Origin of the sequence: Klebsiella sp. JN_Kp126 (assembly GCF_033843325.1) — a bacterium.
Taxonomy (GTDB): Bacteria; Pseudomonadota; Gammaproteobacteria; order Enterobacterales; family Enterobacteriaceae; genus Klebsiella; species Klebsiella michiganensis.
On the sequence record NZ_JAWXQV010000089.1, the window covers coordinates 45,497 to 62,314 of the forward strand.

Sequence of the window (16,818 nt, forward strand, 5' to 3'; positions counted from 1 at the left end):
ATTGCGAATTATATTATCGCTCAGAATTGCCAGGTTTTAATGCGGAAATCACCCCTTGCGCAATAAATTGCATAAATTTTACAATTTATTGCGCAAGACGGGCTAATCCAACGCTAGAGCGGTTCAGTATAGAGCTGCCTGAGCGTTTCTCGCAGCCAGACGATCTTCGGATTGTAGCTGTTGCGCTTATGCCACAGGAGGGTGAAGGGGACGCGTATTTTCTCCAGCTGGGACGGCTCCAGCGGCAACGGGAGTGAAACCAGCGGCAGATGGTGCTGTTGATTGTAACGCTGGCAATAGCGCGGGGCGGTGGCCAACATCGTATGATGAGGCTGGGCCGCCATAAACAGCGACTGCTCAAAACCCGGGACGGTCAACGCCACGGTGCGTTTATGCCCCAGATCGTGCAGAACATCATCCAGCGCCCAGGTATCGCTTTGTTCCCAACAGATATTGATATGCGGATAACGCAGGAAAGTGTCCAGATTCCACTCCTCGTTCAGCGCGGGATGATCGGCGCGCAGCCATACCTGCGGGAGATCGGTAAACAGGATTTCAAAATCGATATACCAGGGCAGCAGGCTGAGCTGTTCACGGGAGCGAGGATGGGTTTCCCGGCCGCAAAAACCGATGTCGACTTCACCGCGAATAATCGCATCCAGCGAATCATAATCCCAGTTACGCAGGCGGATCAGCGCCTGCGGATAGCGCTGGTAGATCCGCTGTGAAAGCGTATTCAGCAGGATCATCAGCAGCGGCGACTCTGCCGCCAGCTCAAACTTTAACCCGCTCGGCATGGTGTGATGAGGCTTATCGAGGATCTGATTACCCATCTGCATCCAGTCCGCCAGATCCTGCTCCATACTGCTCATCAGCGGCGTGGGTGACAGCCCCAGAGGCGTTTTGACAAACAGCGGATCGTCAAACCAGGCGCGCAGTTTGGCCAGCGATTTACTCACTGCCGACGGCGAAACGTTCATCCGTTTCGCCGTGCGGGTGACGCTGAGCTCCTGGGTTAAGAGCTGCAGGCACAGCAGCAGGTTAAGATCGAGACTCGACAGGGGTTTCTTCATAGCGTTGCGCGGCCCGCGCCGGAGAGGTGACCATAATCAGAACAATGCTCACTATGCTACAGGCAATAAGTATCCCGATCAGCATATTCATCGCGCTGAGTCCGATGATAGCCGCCAGCCAAATCCACAGTGAAGAGCCGCAGACCTGAGCAATTCCCAAAACAGAACTCGCCACGCCGGCGCGCAGGGTGAATGGTCCAAGGGCCTGACTCATTGCTACGCCAAAGCCGGCGGAGAACCCGGCGCAAATCAGCCCCAGACCCAGCATCGTCATCGTCTGGCTGGTGGAGAGGCTCAGCAGCACGCCGGCGATAAAGAACAGCACCTGCGAGGTCAGCATCAGGGTGCGGGGCTTAAATAGCGTCAAAGCGAACGGCGTTGAGAACGACACCACCATGCTAACAAGCGCCATTAGCGCCATCGCCATGGAATAGGTGCCGCGATCGAAGCCCATCACTTCCATCATGATCACCGGGGAGACGTTAACGTAAGTCAGGATAGCCGTCACGCTCAGGGTGGTTATGATAATTCGGCTGAGAAAAAAGCGGTTAAGCAGCGACTCGGGGACATTATTTTGCTGCATCGCCGCATGTGGCGCGGCTGTGGGACGCGTTTCCCGCAAGATAAAGACCGAGAGCAGTCCCACCAGAACGCCCATGCCTGTCATGGTATAGAACAGGCTCTGCCACGGGTATTTCAGCATAATCAGGTGGCCGAGTACCGGCGCCAGTACCGGAATAATGCAGGTGATACCGTTAAGGAGGGAAAGCACCTTCGCCCGGCGGCGATCGTCGAGGGTATCGCGCAGCACCGCAAAGGCGACGACGTAGCAGCTGCCCGCGCCAATCCCCTGAATAAAACGCCCAGCCAGGAAGTGGGCGCTGACCTGCGCCTGCGAGCAGAGAAGGGAGGCCAGTATGAAGACAACGGCACCGAAAATCGCCACCGGCTTGCGCCCTGATTTATCGGCGATACGACCCGCAAACAGCATCGCCGCGGCCATTCCCGCCAGATAAACCGAAAAGGCGATATGCAGCTGCGCTTCACTGGCCCCCAGATCCTGCGCAATGCGCGGTAGACCGACCAGATACATATCGATGCCGGATGGATAAAGCAGAACCAGCGCAAAACTGCAGATAAGAAAGCGTGCCATAGAACCCCTCGCATAAGAATGCGGTACAGAATAGTGGGGTTCGTGCGGGAGTACGAGTTGCCATTTGGACAACAACGATTTCCTGGGAGGAAAAGTGACGAAGCAAGCGTCGCTTTGGCGTCGGGAGGCCATCCCGCCAGGACGCATACCTGGCGGACGAAGGAAGTGACTCAGACAAGCAGCGCGCGGTTAACTTTAATTACTGCTTTTTTTATCTCCATGCTCGCTGCGGCCTGCACGCCCGGCTTATGCGGCTCGCCCGGCAAGAAAATGGCGAACATACCGGGTTTCAGCACTACCTGCTGCTGGTTGGCAATGGTTGAACATAGCCGGTAGTCCTCCTCGTGGTGCCATGTTTCGCACTCTCGGGCGCTATCGGCCACGCCGTAATGGATGGTTTCTTCGCCTTCCAGCAGGATTTGAATATCAATAAATTTTTCGTGCAGCTCTGCTTTTTTACTTTCAGCCGGCTGCGTGGCGAAGCGCATGACGTTCATATAAATATCATAGCCCTGCAAATCATAACTCCCCGGTTCACACTGCTGCGGCTGGGCCTTAACGGCCAGCCTCACGGCCTCAAGCAGAACGGGTGATAGTCCTGCGCATTCCGGGTGATGGATATCGCCGATAATCATAATGCTTTGTCCTCTGCTAACAACGCCGCGCCGATCAGCCCGGCATCATGCTGATAGTGTGCGGCTACAATAGGGGTGTGATATACCGCAGGCTCCTGCGCCAGATATCTTTCAACCAGGGGAATATAGCCGGGCGCCAGCCCGATGCTGCCGCCCAGGACGGCATACTGGCAGTTATAGCTGGCCTTCATGTCGGCAATCAGCCGGGCGATGGTTTGCGCCGAACGGTGGACTAACGACGTTGCCTGCGGATGGCCGCTCTGCGCAAGAGTAAAAATGGATTTGGCCGTCATCCCCTGCAGATCGTCCGTCGCCAGCGCGGCGATCCCTCTGCCGGAGGCAATAGCCTCTACGCAGCCAATACGCCCGCAGCCGCAGCGCGGGCCGCGCGGGTCAGCCAGCGTATGGCCGATATGTCCGGCCAGCCCCTCCTTGCCGGACAAGAGCTTACCGTGGCAGACGATACCGCCGCCCACGCCGGTAGAGATGGTGATGAAGACCATCTCGCACGCATCGACAGCCAGAGCGTGATATTCAGCCCAGGCCGCCGCCTGCGCATCGTTCACCGCCAGGCACGGCAGCCCCGTTAGCTGCGCCAGCGTGTCCCTAAGAGGAAACTGCGCCAGCCCGCCCAGGTTATCCGGGTTTAACGCCGTTAGTATGCCGTGACCAATAATGCCCGTGGAGGCGACTGCTACCTGCCGGGGCCGGCCTGCGAAAGGCGCAACCAGCTCGCGTAACGCTTCCGTTAGCGCCGCCGGCGTTTTGCTGACTGGCGTTGGCAGCGTCTGTTTCTCCAGCACGCGATGCTGAGTATCAATCAGCGCGGCTGCCAGCTTGGTGCCGCCGATATCAATTGCCAGCGTGGTCATAGCGTAGCCTCAGTCAGCGCATCGCGGTACCACTGGCAGATGTGTTCCAGACGCGTAATGGCTGAGCCGACGGTCACCGCCCATGCGCCGTGCTTTATCGCCAGCGCCGCCAGCGCCGGGGAGTTAAATCGGCCTTCGGCAATAACCCGGTATCCTTTGGCGCTCAGCGCCTGCACTAGCGGGAAATCCGGTTCGGTAGGTACCGCATCCGTGGTATACCCGGACATCGTTGTCCCGATAATGTCTGCGCCAAGATTGTGGCACTCAGTCCCGTCCTCCAGGCTGGAGCAGTCTGCCATCGCCGCGCAGCCACGCTGATGAATTCGGTCAATCATTGCCTTAACGCCAACCGGACGCGGGCGATCCGTACCGTCGAAGGCGATAATATCCGCCCCCGCCTGCGCCAGCGCGTCTACATCTTCCAGAAATGGTGTAATGCGCACCGGCGAGTCCGGCAGATCGCGTTTGATGATGCCAATAATCGGTACTGAAATCAGTTCGCGGGTCGCCTTCAGGTTGTTAAGGCCTTCAATTCGTACTGCGACCGCCCCCGTATTGACCGCCGCCAGCGCCATAGCCGCGACGATTTCAGGTTTATCTAACGGGCTACCCGGTACCGGCTGGCAGGAGACAATGAGGCCACCCAATTGTTTAACGTTAATATCCAGAACATCAAATAAAGACATAGCACTATCCCTTACTTCCGTTTGCGCCCGACAGCGGCGGGCGCATGAATTTAGTGTTTATCGCAAAGCGGAGCGTTCGCTTTGTCATGACCAACCAGTGCGCCGCTGAACGGTTTACCATCGATAGCGTCATGGGTTCGCAGCGCTTCCGGGCGAATCCAGCGCTGTACGCGGGACGGCATATCCAGGCCAATCAGTAGGATCACCACAAACGTCAGTCCGAAAGAGAGCGACCCCAGCGCCGTACCCAGATGCATGTGCTGCGCGACCAGCGCGCCGAGGACCGGCGCAGCCGCCCCGCCCAGGGCGCCTACGTTATAGGTGAAACCCAGACCGGCAGCGCGCTGGTCGGTGTCGAAGTAGCCGCCGATCAGTTTCGGTAAGATCCCGGCAATCCCCTGACCCAGCATCTGCTGGAAGAAGAGAAGGATGCCCAGACCCCAGATGCTGGAGCCGCCGATGGCGAAGACCGGAATAATCAGGACCTGCGATGCCAGCAGGCTGTAAACGTAGGCTTTTCGCGTGCCCAGCCAGTCGCCGAGGAAACCGCCGACGATGCAGCCGACGGCTGCGCCGAATCCGCTAAAGAAGAGCACCTTCGCGACCGTCGACGGATCGTATGCCAGCTCGGTTTTCAGATAGGTCGGCAACAGCGCCTGGATAGGCCAGGAGTAGAGAAAGGCGAACAGAACGACAACCATCAGCATCACGCCGGTCGGCCAACGTTTTCCGCTGCTCTGTACCATAAAGCTGATGAAAATAACGGTGCAGACGAGCGCCAGCGCAATCACCACGAGCGGATTGTGCAGGTTTCCGGCGAAGCAGAACCATAGCGCCGCCGTTGCGGCCAGCGTCATCAACATATTCATGGCGCGATATTTACCGCGATAGAGGATATCCACCATCGTCCGCACCGGCGTTTTCTTCGTCTGGCGCTCTGTCCAGTCTTCCGTTTCCGGTATATTTTTACGCAGCCACAGCGCGAAAATAATCGGCAGAATGCCGAGGAAGAACAACGCGCGCCAGCCCCATAAGGGGACCACCAGACTGTAAACCTGCGCCGCCACGACGGCGCCGACGGAAAAGCCGGAAATCAGGAAGCCGCTGGCTTTATTTCGCAAGTGTTTTGGCCAGCTTTCAATCACATAGGTGGCACTGGAGCCGTACTCTCCGGCCATTCCCATTCCAATCACCATACGGGCGATAAACATGGAGGTGTATCCGGGCGCAAAGCCGCAGGCCAGCGTACCGACGGAGAAAAGAATAATACTGCTGACCATCGCGAGGCGGCGGCCATAGCGGTCACCCATCGCCCCCAGCAGTAAGCCGCCGAACCAGCGGGAGATAAACGCCGCCGAGATAATACTCGCCGCCTGTACCGTGGTGAGCTGGAATTCGCTTTGTACTTCGGTAAGCACCAAAGCAATTAAAACGAAATCAAAACCATCCAGTAAATAGCCCAGCCAGGCTGCGGAAAACGCCCGCCACTGCGATTTATTGAGGTGCTTATACCATGGTTTGGTACTTATTATTTCACTCATATGCTCTCCTGTGATGAGCAACGTTTTTATGCTGTAGGGCCAAAAAAAAGCAGGGTGTCGCGCACCCAAATGAAGTTAAACTCCAATTAATGTATTTTTTAGAAGTTAAACACCACAAGGGCTTTGCATGAGATATGTGAACAAGATCATGGTCACAGGCGAGGGGGAATGAAAAAAGGCGATCTGACTCACGCGATGAGACGTAATATGTTTTTGCCGCGCCGGGGATAGCCGCGTCACCACGGCGTTTTTTAAAAAACCATATTGCCTGGCGCTGAACTGTCCTCCATCATGAGCGCCTGATAATCGCGTAAACAGTAGGGAAGAGATGACGACTCCGATTTCGCCGGTCAAAGCCGGGAAAATACTTGATACCCTGGGGGCGATGCAAAGCAGTATGACCCGCGTCGGGAAAAGCATCGCGCAGTATGTAATCGCTTCCCCGCATAAGGTGACTCAGCTTTCGATTGCCGATCTCTCAGAGGAAGTGAACGCGGGCGAAGCATCGGTGATCCGTTTCTGTCGACAGCTGGGCTATAAAGGTTTTCAGAACTTCAAAATGGAGCTGGCCATTGAGCTGGCCATGAACGATAGCGATGACAATAGCACGCTGCTGGAGGCTGAAATTCAGAAAACCGACGATGCGCACACCATCGGCCTGAAGCTCCAGGGCGCCATCTCGACCGTGCTTTCGGAAACGCTAAATCTGCTGGATATGGAGCAGGTGGAACGGGTCGTGGAGGCGCTGCATACCTGTAATTGCGCCTATATCTTTGGCGTTGGCGCTTCCGGGCTGACCGCCGAGGAGATGAAGCATAAGCTGATGCGAATCGGGCTGCGCGTCGATGCCTTAACAAATAATCACTTTATGTATATGCAGGCCGCGCTGCTCAAGGCCGGTGATGTCGCCATCGGCATCAGCCACTCCGGACATTCGCCGGAAACCGCGCACGCCCTCGATCTGGCAAGGCAGGCTGGAGCCACCACCGTCGCCTTAACGCATAATCTCGGATCGCCATTGAGTAAAGTCGCTGATATTACGCTCATTAACGGCAACCGACAGGGACGCCTGCAGGGTGACTCCATAGGGACTAAAACGGCGCAGCTCTTCGTACTGGATCTCATTTATACGCTGCTGGTGCAAAGAGACCCGGAAGCCGCCCGCGCGAATAAACTGCGGACGATGGATGCTCTGTCCATGCTCAAGTAGAGCGAATTTAGTGCGATTCGTCACAATCTGATACTCCCGTTTTTCCCCCTGCCGGTATCCTGTTGCAACCGGCATCGTTAGCCCCTAGGATGGAGTAATACTTCAAAATTAATTAAGTTAAGAAGAAAAACACCATTCGAGGATTACATGACAAAGTTAACAGGTCTTATTGCCGCCCCCCATACGCCTTTTGATGCCAACGGCGAAGTCAACTATCCCGTTATCGATCGGATTGCCGAGCATCTGATTGCGCAGGGCGTTAAAGGTGCTTACGTCTGCGGGACGACCGGAGAAGGCATCCACTGTTCCGTAGAAGAGCGTAAAAAAATTGCCGAGCGCTGGGTCGCGGCAAGCCAGGGACAATTAAGCATAACGCTACACACCGGGGCTCTCAGCATCGCCGATGCGCTGGAGCTCAGCCGTCATGCTGAAACCCTGGATATTTTTGCCACCTCGGTCATCGGACCGTGCTTCTTCAAACCGTCAACCGTCGACGATCTGGTGGAATATTGCCGTATTATCGCCGCCGCCGCGCCGTCAAAAGGCTTCTATTACTACCACTCCGGCATGTCGGGTTTGAGCCTGGATATGGAGCAGTTCCTGATCGCTGCAGCGGATAAAATCCCGAACCTGTCCGGTATGAAGTTTAACTCCGCGGATATGTATGAGTTCCAGCGCTGCCTGCGCGTCAACAATCGCCAGTTCGATATTCCGTTCGGCGTGGATGAGTTTTTACCCGCAGGCTTGGCCTGCGGCGCCGTCGGCGCGGTTGGCAGTACTTATAACTATGCGGCGCCGCTCTATCATCGTCTGATCGACAGCTTTAACCGGGGAGACCATCAGGATGTTGCTGCCTGTATGGATAAGGTCATCGCAATTATTCGCGTTCTGGTTCAGTACGGCGGCGTTGCGGCCGGGAAGCTGGCGATGCAGCTGCACGGTATTGACGTCGGCGATCCGCGCCGCCCGCTGCGCCCGATGACCAGCGAGCAAAAGCGCGTCGCTCTGGATGCTTTTCGCGCTGCCGATTTTATTTAATCGCTAAGTGCATCGACTGGCATCCGCGGGATACCGCATCCCCGGATGCTTCTTTACCAGCGAAGTTATTTCCAGATCTTTGCCATACCTTCACTTTCTGGCCTGACGCAGGAAAACCCAAATTTGGCGTACAGTTCGGGAACATCCGCCACCAGCGAGACGTATGCCCCTTTAACCGCGTTTTCATCCAGCCAGGAGACGATTTTCTGCATGATCTGGCGACCGAGACCTTTTCCCTGATGGGCCGGGTCCACGGCGACGTCGACGATTTCAAAGTTCAGCGCGCCGTCGCCGACGATGCGTCCCATACCAACGGGCACGTCCGCATAGAGGACATGCACGCCGTAGCAGCTACGCGGCAGACCCGCGCGGGCGCCTTCCAGCGGACGTGGCGACATACCTGATATGACGCGCAGGCGACAAAAATCTTCCGCCGTAGGGACGGTATCAATAAACGTGTAATCAGCCATCATTGTCGTATCCGGTAAGTGGGAGTACCGATAAGGGTAATAGACAAAGCGATACGCCGTGAAGACGCTAAAGGAAAATAATTAACCCGCTTTAACAGGACGTTAAGGCGAGTGAGTACGCTTTATTTAATCTCATTCCTGATGTCCTGCTGATAGGGTGTGTTTTTTCCGCAACTATCTGTTTATGCCCATCATACTTCAAGTTGCATGTGCGTTGGCTTTGTTACTCGGCCTAAGACCTCGCCCCTACGGGAACAGAGCAAGCGCTGTTCAAGGCACAAGCACCTACCGTCATATGGCATACGAGTAGTGACTCCCCGAGTGTTATGAACCCCTGCTTTGGAGGCTCGTATAATATTTTTTTTGCATTTATCCTGACCCCATAAATAGGCGATGGTTGAGAGCCGCCTGCATTCAAATTTTTATTTAAAGAGCAGCCATGATCGATGCTGGAATCTCGATGCTCGGCTGTATAAAAAGGCAATGTTGTGAAGCGTTATTTTGTAGTGTGTTAAGAGAAAGCGAGCAAGTACCTGAACATATTAGAACTGGGATAACCAGGGGGCTTTTAAAATGATAGTTGAGTGCCTTTATATATCTTGTTGTTTTTTAAAAAATGTTTTGGTGGTTTTGATGTTTTTTTCGGGGTGTTGAGCGAAGTCCAATAATGGATGAAATATTCTGTTGAGATGGTTGGGGGTTCTATTTCATAATCTTTTGCAGATTAATATTACATAAGGAAGTTGGCGTGTAAGCATTAGGGTGCTGATTGAAATGCGCCATGGGCTTTCTTTTTCAATATTTTACTCCGCTGTTTTTCATCTTAAATAATGTATTAGGGGGTCATTCTTCCCTGAATGAACCGTTGTATGGTTCTATTTTAAAAGAATGAATGAGTAATGATTATATTTTTATTAAGGATTAAATAATGAAAAAGCAATTTGTAATGACTGCTGTGGCAGCATTGTTCAGCGTAGGGATGGGTGTGGCTCATGCGGTTGATGGAACGATCAACTTCGTCGGTACCGTTACTGCCGACAGTTGCACCGTGGATATCAACGATCAGACAAACCCAACCCTGAACCTGGGTACCGTGAACACGGTTGATCTGGCGAAAGCTGGCGACACCGGTCCGGCAACGAACTTTACGCTGGATCTCACCGCTTGCCCGAATACGGTTACCGCAGCAAGCGTGACTTTTACTGGTAATGCCGATGGCTCTATGAACACGGCGTTCAAAAATGAGTCCAGCGACAGCGGCGCGGCTACTAATGTTGGCGTTCAGCTGTACGACGCATCTGCAGCCAAAGTCAGCCCGTCTTCTGCTGTCGACGTTAGCTCTTTCCTGACGGCGGACGCTACCACGACCGAAGCACATATTCCCTTCACCGCTCGTATGGTTGCTGTGGCTGATACCGCAACTGCCGGTACGCTGGTTTCTCACGCTGACTACACCATCAGCTACCAGTAACCCTCCGTATCAGGGAGAACGCCAGGGCACGGAGGCCCTTGTTTTCAAACGATTAGGAAAGAGGATGCAACGGTTCATGAGAAAGTCAGTTATTTACGGTCTGCTGGCGGCTGCGATGTGCGCCGTAACATCTGCGCACGCAGGGGTCGTTATCGGCGGTACGAGACTGGTTTATCACGGCGGCGATAAGGAAGCGTCCATTCAGGTGATGAACAGCGCTAACGGTCAGATTCCCTACCTTATTCAAAGTTTTGTCGATGACAAAGGCCCGAAAGGAGATCGTCCTGGTACCACCGGTTCGCTGCCCTTTACCGTTACGCCACCGCTGTTTCGACTGGATGCTGGTTCAGAAAATACGATTCGCGTTGTCAGAACAGGGGGGAATTTCCCGGCAGATCGGGAAAGCGTTTACTGGCTGGATGTGAAGGCGATACCGGCAAACAATCCGGCGGATAAGGGCAAGAACGTGCTGCGCTTTTCGCTGAAAAACCGAATCAAACTTTTTTATCGTCCCAAAGGCGTTGCCGATCCCACCAGTGAGGCAATGGAGGCGATCGGTTTTCACAGGACGGGCAACAAGCTGACCGTCACCAATCCAACCCCCTGGTATCTGAGCTTCTTTAAGCTGAACGTCGGTGACAAAGTGGTCGATACGGCGTTTACCATGGTCGCGCCGCACGGTTCGACTGATTACACCATTCCGGCAGGGGCAGGCGGGAAAATCACCTGGCAATATATCAATGATTATGGCGCAGGATCGTTGGTTCTGGACGGGAAAGGGTAATCATGTCTCAACCATCCATAGACGTAGCGGGCAAAAGCAGCGCTTTTTTATTACAACCGCTTGCCTGCATTATTATTTTAGCGCTGTATGGAACGCAGGGCGCGCTGGCTCAGGATGAGTTCGATATGGCGGCGCTGGAGACCAGTGGACCCAAACTTAACGTTGATCTCAGCCAGTTTTCCCAACCCGGTTCACAGCTACCGGGTCGCTACCACGTAGACGTTTATGTGAACCATGAGCAGGTTGACACGCAAACGCTGGACTTTGTGCAGGATAAACATGGGCAGCTTACGCCTGTGGTGACCCCCGCGCTGTTGGCGCAGTGGGGTATTAAGATTGGTGATATCGATGCGCTGCGGAACAAGAACAGTATCAACGATCTGGCTGCAACCGTCCCGGATAGCCAGATCAGACTCGATTACAGCCAGATGCGTCTGGATCTCACCATACCGCAGGCTGACGTCAACAGCGCGGCGCAGGATTCCGTCAGCCCGACGCTGTGGGATGAAGGAGTGCCGGCGCTGCTGCTGGGCTATGACTTTAACGGTTCAAACACCTGGCGCGACGAGAACGATTCTGGAAGGGAAGATAGCTATTTTCTGAACCTGCACAGCGGCATTAACCTGGGCGCGTGGCGGCTGCGAAACTACAGCACCTGGACCTACAGCAAATCGCCGGAATATCACGACACCACAAGCGGCGAAGACGTTAGCAGCGGCGGGAGCAGCGAAAGCGACTGGAGCTCCATCAACACCTTTTTACAACGCGACGTGCAGGCCGTACAGGGGCTGTTAACGCTGGGCGATGCGACCACTCCTTCCGATGTTTACGACGGTTTTACGTTCCGCGGCGTCCAGCTTTCTTCAGACGATGACATGCTGCCTGACAGTCTGCGCAACTTTGCGCCAACGGTACATGGCATTGCAACCAGCAACGCGACGGTCACCATTCGCCAGAATAATAGCGTGATTTACCAGAAGCAGGTACCGCCGGGGCCGTTTAAGATCGACGATCTCTACCCAAACTCCACAAACGGCGACCTGCTGGTAACGATTAAAGAGTCAGACGGCAGCGAACGCAGCTTCGTCCAGCCGTTCTCCAGCGTGGCAATCATGCAGCGCGAAGGGCATCTTAAGTATGACTTCACCGGCGGTAAATACCGCAGCAACAGCGATGGTCAGGAGCCGAAGTTCGCCCAGATGACGCTGATCTACGGCCTACCGTACGATATGACGATATACGGCGGTACGCAGCTGGCGGATAGCTACCAGAACGGGCTGTTGGGGATGGGATTCACCCTCGGTGAACTGGGCTCCATCTCCTTTGACGGGGCCTATTCCTCGGCCGATTTGAGCAATGACGAGCACAAAGAGGGGCAGTCCATACGCGCCCAGTACTCAAAAAGTATGCTCAGCACCGGCTCAACGATCACGCTGGCGGCATACCGTTATTCCACTAAGGGCTACTACAGCTTTCAGGATGCGGCGGATCTAATCGTCGATGATTCTCACGATGACGACCTGAACGACCAGGATGAATTTGACTTAAGCCATAACAAACGTTCCCGCTGGCAGCTGTCACTCAGTCAGTCGCTACCAGAGGGCTGGGGATCGCTTTATGCGAGCGGCTACCAGCAGGATTACTGGGACGAAGGTGGATATGAGCGAAACCTGTCCCTCGGCTACGACACCAGCTGGGATGGCATGACGTTGGGCCTGAACTACACCTTCAGCAGCATGCCGGGAACAGAGGACGACCATCAGGGCGCGTTGAATATCAGTATCCCGCTGAGTAAATGGCTGCCGAAAGCCTATGCCGGATACAGCCTCAACACTAACCGCCACGGAGACACCACCCAGCAGGTCAGCTTGTACGGTACGGCTTTGAAGGATTCGAACCTTAGCTATAGCGTGATGGAAGGCTACAGCAACCATGAAAATTCCGGCAATAACGGCACGCTATCCGTCGATTATACCGGTCGCGCGGGCGAAGCGAACATGGGTTACAACTACGATCCGGACAGCAGGCAGGTGAACTATGGCGTGCAGGGCGGAGTGGTGGTGCACCCTTACGGCGTCACCTTTTCGCAGTCGCTGAGTGAGGATATCCAGTCGCTGGCGCTGGTGCGCTCGCCGGGGGTCAGCGATGTGACCGTGGAAAACGGCACCGGGGTCAGCACCGACTGGCGCGGTTATGCCATCGTACCTTATCTGACGCCGTATCGCCGCACGACGGTAAGGCTTGATACCAGCACCCTGGCCGACAATGCGGAAGTCGATAGCTCCACGGCGCAGGTGGTGCCGACGGAAGGGGCGATTGTACTGGCGGGGTTTAAAACGCATATCGGTGCGAGGGTGTTGATGCATCTGCATCACGCGAGTACGGACGTTCCTTTCGGCGCCACCGTCACGCTGGCAGAGGACGACAGCGTCAATAGCATCGTTAGCGACGGCGGTTCAGTGTATCTGACCGGGATGCCGCAGCAGGGCGACATCCTGGCACAGTGGGGCAAAGGAAAAAATGCGCAGTGCCATGCCCATTATCAGCTGCCGCAAGAGGGTGAAAAAACTGGCGTAATTAATCTTGATGCGCAATGTCAGTAGAGAAAAGGTGGTGAAATGAAAAACAGAACAACATGCAGGCCGCCGTTGACAGGGCAGCGCGAGGCAAACACACGGTTTTTTCGCCAGGCGGTAATGGCTGGATGCGCTTGCACGCTATCGCTGAATGTCTGGGCTTCAGAGTGTTACTCGAGTGTTGCCTCAACGAGCGTTGATCTGAAAACGATATCGGTGTCGCCGGATCTGGCCGTTGGACAATCGATTACCGGCGGCGATAAAACGTTTGATTCGGTTCAGTTTGCGTCATGTGAATCCTCATTTACGGTAGAGAAATACTTTTATGGTTATCTCTATTCGTCGTTGGCTTCGGCGGGAACCTATAACGGCCGACTGACTTTTAAAACCAATTTGTCCGGCGTTGGCGTTCAGCTTGGCGCCAGCATGTCGGATACGAAAGGGGCCTCGGGCAACGGCTGGATAACCAGCGGCTCGTCAATAAAGCTGTTAACCGATGACAGTATCGGTTGGGGGGCGATGATTTATATGTCGATTACCCCAAAGCTTAATTTAATTAAAATCGCCGATTCGGTAAGCGGCGGTACGCTCTCCGGAAAGGTTGGTTACGGTCAGGCGAACGGCAACCAGGGGTCGGCAAATATCGATATTAATTTCACTGGCACGTTGTCGGCCAGCGGCTGTACCCTCTCCGGCGGCTCGGATCTGAGTTTTACGCTTGATGATGTGCAAAAAAGCGAACTGCCTTCGGTCGGGAGCACCTGGGGAGAGAGCAGTGAAAAAGATATATCGCTGAGCTGTACTGCCGGAACGAATGTCTATTTTACCCTTAGCGGCACACAGGAACCTGGCACCAGTGATACCAGTATATTAAAGAATAATGGCACCGCTAAAGGACTTTCCGTGCAGGTGATGGATCTGCATGGCGGCGGTAATCACCCGGTCAATCTGAATTACCGCTGGTCGCCGATTACCAGTTCAGGGACGACGGCAAAAATACCGCTCGCCGCGCGTTATATTCGCACGGGCGACTTAACCCCGGGCTCCGTTGACGCCAGCGCCACCTACACGCTTGACTATGATTAAGGAGAATGAATATGTTTCTGCGTTTATTTTTTCTCCCTTTGTTACTGCTAGCGATAGCGTCACTGGCTGAGGCTGACGGAGGCAATATTCATATTACGGGAAATTTGACGGCTCAATCCTGCACAGTAGATGGCGCTACAGATTTCACGCTTTCTTTGGGTACGGTTGACCGGGCGGATTTACCTTCTGTGGGTTCAACGGCTAATCAGGTTGGACTCAATATCCCGCTAAGTTGTATCAGCGGTACGAAAGTAATAATACAGATTGACGGCACCAGCGTAAGTGACAATAACACGGTCATGGTAAATACCGGTACCGCGGAGGGGGTCGGTACGCAATTACTGGAGCCCAACAATAACAACAGGCCTGTCCCACTCGGGAGTTCCTGGACAATTATCGAAAATTCACAGACCAGCGAAGTGATTACTCTTGGCGCCAGATTCTACAGAACAGGCGATGTGGTTCCCGGAACGGTGAATGCGACGGCGACTTATACCCTCTCATATGAATGAAAATGACAGGGTAGATATTTTTCTGCCCTGTCAGGTTATCGCGCTGTGCTTTCATCAGACCGCAGGCGGTCAGTAATGAAATCTCGATATGATTTATGCAGGTGCAGTTCGTGAGTTCTTTTGCTTGCCGCTAAACATTTGATGTGATTTTTAGCGTAAAAAGTGAGCAATGACACAGCGTTTTTAATTCAGAATACAAAATCGCGGATAGCCCCGCACGACTACGCACCAGTACAAACAATAAAAACCCGCATTAACAATCAGTTAATGCGGGTTAGTCAATGCTCACATACTGAGCTTATTTACCAATACAGAAACTTGAGAAAATGCGTCCCAGCAGGTCGTCGGAGGTAAACTCGCCGGTGATTTCGCTCAGGCTTTGCTGGGCCAGGCGCAGCTCTTCCGCCAGCAGCTCGCCAGCCCAGGCGCCCAGCAGCTGCGCTTTACCCTGCTGAAGATGCTCTGCGGCGTCGGACAGCGCCTGCAAATGGCGGCGGCGCGCCAGAAAGCCGCCTTCCATATTGGTTTCAAAGCCCATGCTCTGCTTGAGATGATTACGCAGCACGTCTACGCCCTCGCCGGTACGCGCCGAAAGGCGAACAAGTGAGTGGTCATTCACTTCGCTCAGCCCCAGCGTTTCGCCGGTGATATCCGCCTTGTTGCGCACCACGGTAATCGGCAGGTTTTTCGGCAGACGGGCGATAAAATCTGGCCAGATATCTGCCGGATCGGTCGCATCGGTGGTGGTACCATCGACCATAAACAGCACGCGATCGGCTTGTTCAATCTCCTGCCAGGCGCGTTCGATGCCGATACGTTCGACCTCATCGTTCGCATCGCGCAGGCCGGCGGTATCAATGATGTGCAGCGGCATACCGTCGATATGGATATGCTCGCGCAGCACGTCGCGGGTGGTACCGGCAATATCGGTGACGATAGCCGCCTCCCGGCCCGCCAGCGCGTTCAGCAGGCTTGATTTCCCGGCGTTCGGCCGCCCGGCAATGACGACCTTCATCCCTTCGCGCAGCAGGCTACCCTGGCGCGCTTCGGCGCGCACGGCGTCAAGATCGGCGATAACGTCGTTTAGCTGGGCTTCGATTTTGCCATCGGAGAGGAAGTCGATCTCTTCGTCCGGGAAATCAATGGCCGCTTCCACGTAGATGCGCAGGTGCGTCAGCGCTTCCACAAGATGGTTTACGCGAGTGGAGAATGCGCCCTGCAGCGAATTCAGCGCAGAACGCGCCGCCTGCTCGGAGCTGGCGTCGATCAGGTCGGCAATGGCTTCTGCCTGTGCCAGGTCGAGCTTGTCGTTTAAAAACGCGCGCTCGGAGAACTCGCCGGGCCTGGCGATGCGCACGCCCGGCAGCGTCAGAATGCGTTTCAGAAGCAGGTCGAGGATAACGGGGCCGCCGTGGCCCTGAAGCTCCAGCACGTCTTCGCCGGTAAAGGAGTTCGGGCCGGGGAACCACAGCGCAATCCCCTGATCCAGCGCGCTGCCGTCGCTGTCTTTAAACGGCAGGTAGTCGGCATAGCGCGGCTTCGGCAGCTTGCCCAGCACCGCCTGCGCAACGTCGCGCGCCTTCAGGCCAGAGATGCGCAGAATGCCCACACCACCGCGTCCCGGTGGGGTTGCCTGGGCGACGATAGTGTCGTTATGGCTCATGGTGACTCTCTATGTAGATGTAAAAAAGGCGGTCTATTGACCGCCTTC

Annotated in this window: 15 protein-coding genes; 7 read left to right on the forward strand and 8 right to left on the reverse strand. The window is 54.9% G+C overall.

The window, feature by feature from the left end:
• Nucleotides 1-113: 113 nt before the first annotated feature.
• From yidZ to SIK97_RS23740, 6 genes are all read right to left on the reverse strand, one after another.
• Complete coding sequence (gene yidZ / locus SIK97_RS23715) at nt 114-1,073, reverse strand: HTH-type transcriptional regulator YidZ (RefSeq protein ID WP_025107550.1); 960 nt, start codon at nt 1,071-1,073, stop codon at nt 114-116.
• A complete protein-coding gene (locus SIK97_RS23720) occupies nt 1,042-2,226 on the reverse strand; it encodes an MFS transporter (RefSeq protein WP_025107551.1) in 1,185 nt (394 codons plus the stop codon). Before SIK97_RS23720 ends, yidZ begins: the two co-directional genes overlap by 32 nt.
• Before the next feature lie 170 nt (nt 2,227-2,396).
• Nucleotides 2,397-2,861: an N-acetylneuraminate anomerase gene (gene nanQ / locus SIK97_RS23725; protein WP_032751785.1), complete on the reverse strand. Its 465-nt coding sequence runs from the start codon at nt 2,859-2,861 to the stop codon at nt 2,397-2,399.
• Complete coding sequence (nanK, locus tag SIK97_RS23730) at nt 2,858-3,733, reverse strand: N-acetylmannosamine kinase (RefSeq protein WP_032751787.1); 876 nt, start codon at nt 3,731-3,733, stop codon at nt 2,858-2,860. The genes nanQ and nanK overlap by 4 nt, the downstream gene beginning before the upstream one ends.
• Complete coding sequence (locus SIK97_RS23735; RefSeq protein WP_032751789.1) at nt 3,730-4,419, reverse strand: N-acetylmannosamine-6-phosphate 2-epimerase; 690 nt, start codon at nt 4,417-4,419, stop codon at nt 3,730-3,732. Before SIK97_RS23735 ends, nanK begins: the two co-directional genes overlap by 4 nt.
• Nucleotides 4,420-4,469: 50 nt before the next feature.
• Nucleotides 4,470-5,960 (reverse strand): MFS transporter, encoded by a 1,491-nt coding sequence (locus SIK97_RS23740; protein WP_032751792.1) that lies wholly within the window; start codon nt 5,958-5,960, stop codon nt 4,470-4,472.
• Between the two features lie 328 nt (nt 5,961-6,288).
• Here SIK97_RS23740 and SIK97_RS23745 point away from each other — a divergent pair, with 328 nt between their 5' ends.
• Entirely contained in the window at nt 6,289-7,170 is an 882-nt protein-coding gene (locus SIK97_RS23745) for a MurR/RpiR family transcriptional regulator (protein WP_032751793.1), read from the forward strand.
• 147 nt (nt 7,171-7,317) lie between these two features.
• Nucleotides 7,318-8,208 (forward strand): dihydrodipicolinate synthase family protein, encoded by an 891-nt coding sequence (locus SIK97_RS23750; protein ID WP_004116699.1) that lies wholly within the window; start codon nt 7,318-7,320, stop codon nt 8,206-8,208.
• Nucleotides 8,209-8,273: 65 nt separating this feature from the next.
• Here the strand turns inward: SIK97_RS23750 and SIK97_RS23755 are convergent, their stop codons facing one another.
• Nucleotides 8,274-8,681 (reverse strand): GNAT family N-acetyltransferase, encoded by a 408-nt coding sequence (locus SIK97_RS23755; RefSeq protein WP_032751795.1) that lies wholly within the window; start codon nt 8,679-8,681, stop codon nt 8,274-8,276.
• A gap of 925 nt (nt 8,682-9,606) precedes the next feature.
• Between SIK97_RS23755 and SIK97_RS23760 the strand changes: the two genes are divergently transcribed.
• The 5 genes from SIK97_RS23760 to SIK97_RS23780 all read left to right on the forward strand — a co-directional run bounded on the left by SIK97_RS23760 (nt 9,607) and on the right by SIK97_RS23780 (nt 15,107).
• Nucleotides 9,607-10,149 (forward strand): fimbrial protein, encoded by a 543-nt coding sequence (locus SIK97_RS23760; RefSeq protein ID WP_025107553.1) that lies wholly within the window; start codon nt 9,607-9,609, stop codon nt 10,147-10,149.
• A 76-nt stretch (nt 10,150-10,225) separates the two neighbouring features.
• Complete coding sequence (locus SIK97_RS23765) at nt 10,226-10,933, forward strand: molecular chaperone (RefSeq protein ID WP_032751796.1); 708 nt, start codon at nt 10,226-10,228, stop codon at nt 10,931-10,933.
• 2 nt (nt 10,934-10,935) lie between these two features.
• Nucleotides 10,936-13,536 (forward strand): fimbria/pilus outer membrane usher protein, encoded by a 2,601-nt coding sequence (locus SIK97_RS23770; protein WP_057173438.1) that lies wholly within the window; start codon nt 10,936-10,938, stop codon nt 13,534-13,536.
• Nucleotides 13,537-13,725: 189 nt separating this feature from the next.
• Nucleotides 13,726-14,595, forward strand: a complete 870-nt coding sequence (locus SIK97_RS23775; RefSeq protein WP_025107556.1) for a fimbrial protein — start codon at nt 13,726-13,728, stop codon at nt 14,593-14,595.
• 11 nt (nt 14,596-14,606) lie between these two features.
• On the forward strand, nt 14,607-15,107 hold the full coding sequence (locus tag SIK97_RS23780) for a fimbrial protein (RefSeq protein ID WP_025107557.1): 501 nt from the start codon (nt 14,607-14,609) through the stop codon (nt 15,105-15,107).
• A gap of 298 nt (nt 15,108-15,405) precedes the next feature.
• On the opposite strand, the gene mnmE is transcribed toward SIK97_RS23780, so the two are convergent.
• Nucleotides 15,406-16,770: a tRNA uridine-5-carboxymethylaminomethyl(34) synthesis GTPase MnmE gene (gene mnmE / locus SIK97_RS23785; protein ID WP_025107558.1), complete on the reverse strand. Its 1,365-nt coding sequence runs from the start codon at nt 16,768-16,770 to the stop codon at nt 15,406-15,408.
• Nucleotides 16,771-16,818: the final 48 nt, after the last annotated feature.

Coding starts and splice junctions, on each gene's coding strand:
- yidZ (WP_025107550.1), bottom strand. CDS start 1,073: ATGAAGAAACCCCTGTCGAGTCTCGATCTTAACCTGCTGCTGTGCCTG.
- SIK97_RS23720 (WP_025107551.1), bottom strand. CDS start 2,226: ATGGCACGCTTTCTTATCTGCAGTTTTGCGCTGGTTCTGCTTTATCCA.
- nanQ (WP_032751785.1), bottom strand. CDS start 2,861: ATGATTATCGGCGATATCCATCACCCGGAATGCGCAGGACTATCACCC.
- nanK (WP_032751787.1), bottom strand. CDS start 3,733: ATGACCACGCTGGCAATTGATATCGGCGGCACCAAGCTGGCAGCCGCG.
- SIK97_RS23735 (WP_032751789.1), bottom strand. CDS start 4,419: ATGTCTTTATTTGATGTTCTGGATATTAACGTTAAACAATTGGGTGGC.
- SIK97_RS23740 (WP_032751792.1), bottom strand. CDS start 5,960: ATGAGTGAAATAATAAGTACCAAACCATGGTATAAGCACCTCAATAAA.
- SIK97_RS23745 (WP_032751793.1), top strand. CDS start 6,289: ATGACGACTCCGATTTCGCCGGTCAAAGCCGGGAAAATACTTGATACC.
- SIK97_RS23750 (WP_004116699.1), top strand. CDS start 7,318: ATGACAAAGTTAACAGGTCTTATTGCCGCCCCCCATACGCCTTTTGAT.
- SIK97_RS23755 (WP_032751795.1), bottom strand. CDS start 8,681: ATGATGGCTGATTACACGTTTATTGATACCGTCCCTACGGCGGAAGAT.
- SIK97_RS23760 (WP_025107553.1), top strand. CDS start 9,607: ATGAAAAAGCAATTTGTAATGACTGCTGTGGCAGCATTGTTCAGCGTA.
- SIK97_RS23765 (WP_032751796.1), top strand. CDS start 10,226: ATGAGAAAGTCAGTTATTTACGGTCTGCTGGCGGCTGCGATGTGCGCC.
- SIK97_RS23770 (WP_057173438.1), top strand. CDS start 10,936: ATGTCTCAACCATCCATAGACGTAGCGGGCAAAAGCAGCGCTTTTTTA.
- SIK97_RS23780 (WP_025107557.1), top strand. CDS start 14,607: ATGTTTCTGCGTTTATTTTTTCTCCCTTTGTTACTGCTAGCGATAGCG.
- mnmE (WP_025107558.1), bottom strand. CDS start 16,770: ATGAGCCATAACGACACTATCGTCGCCCAGGCAACCCCACCGGGACGC.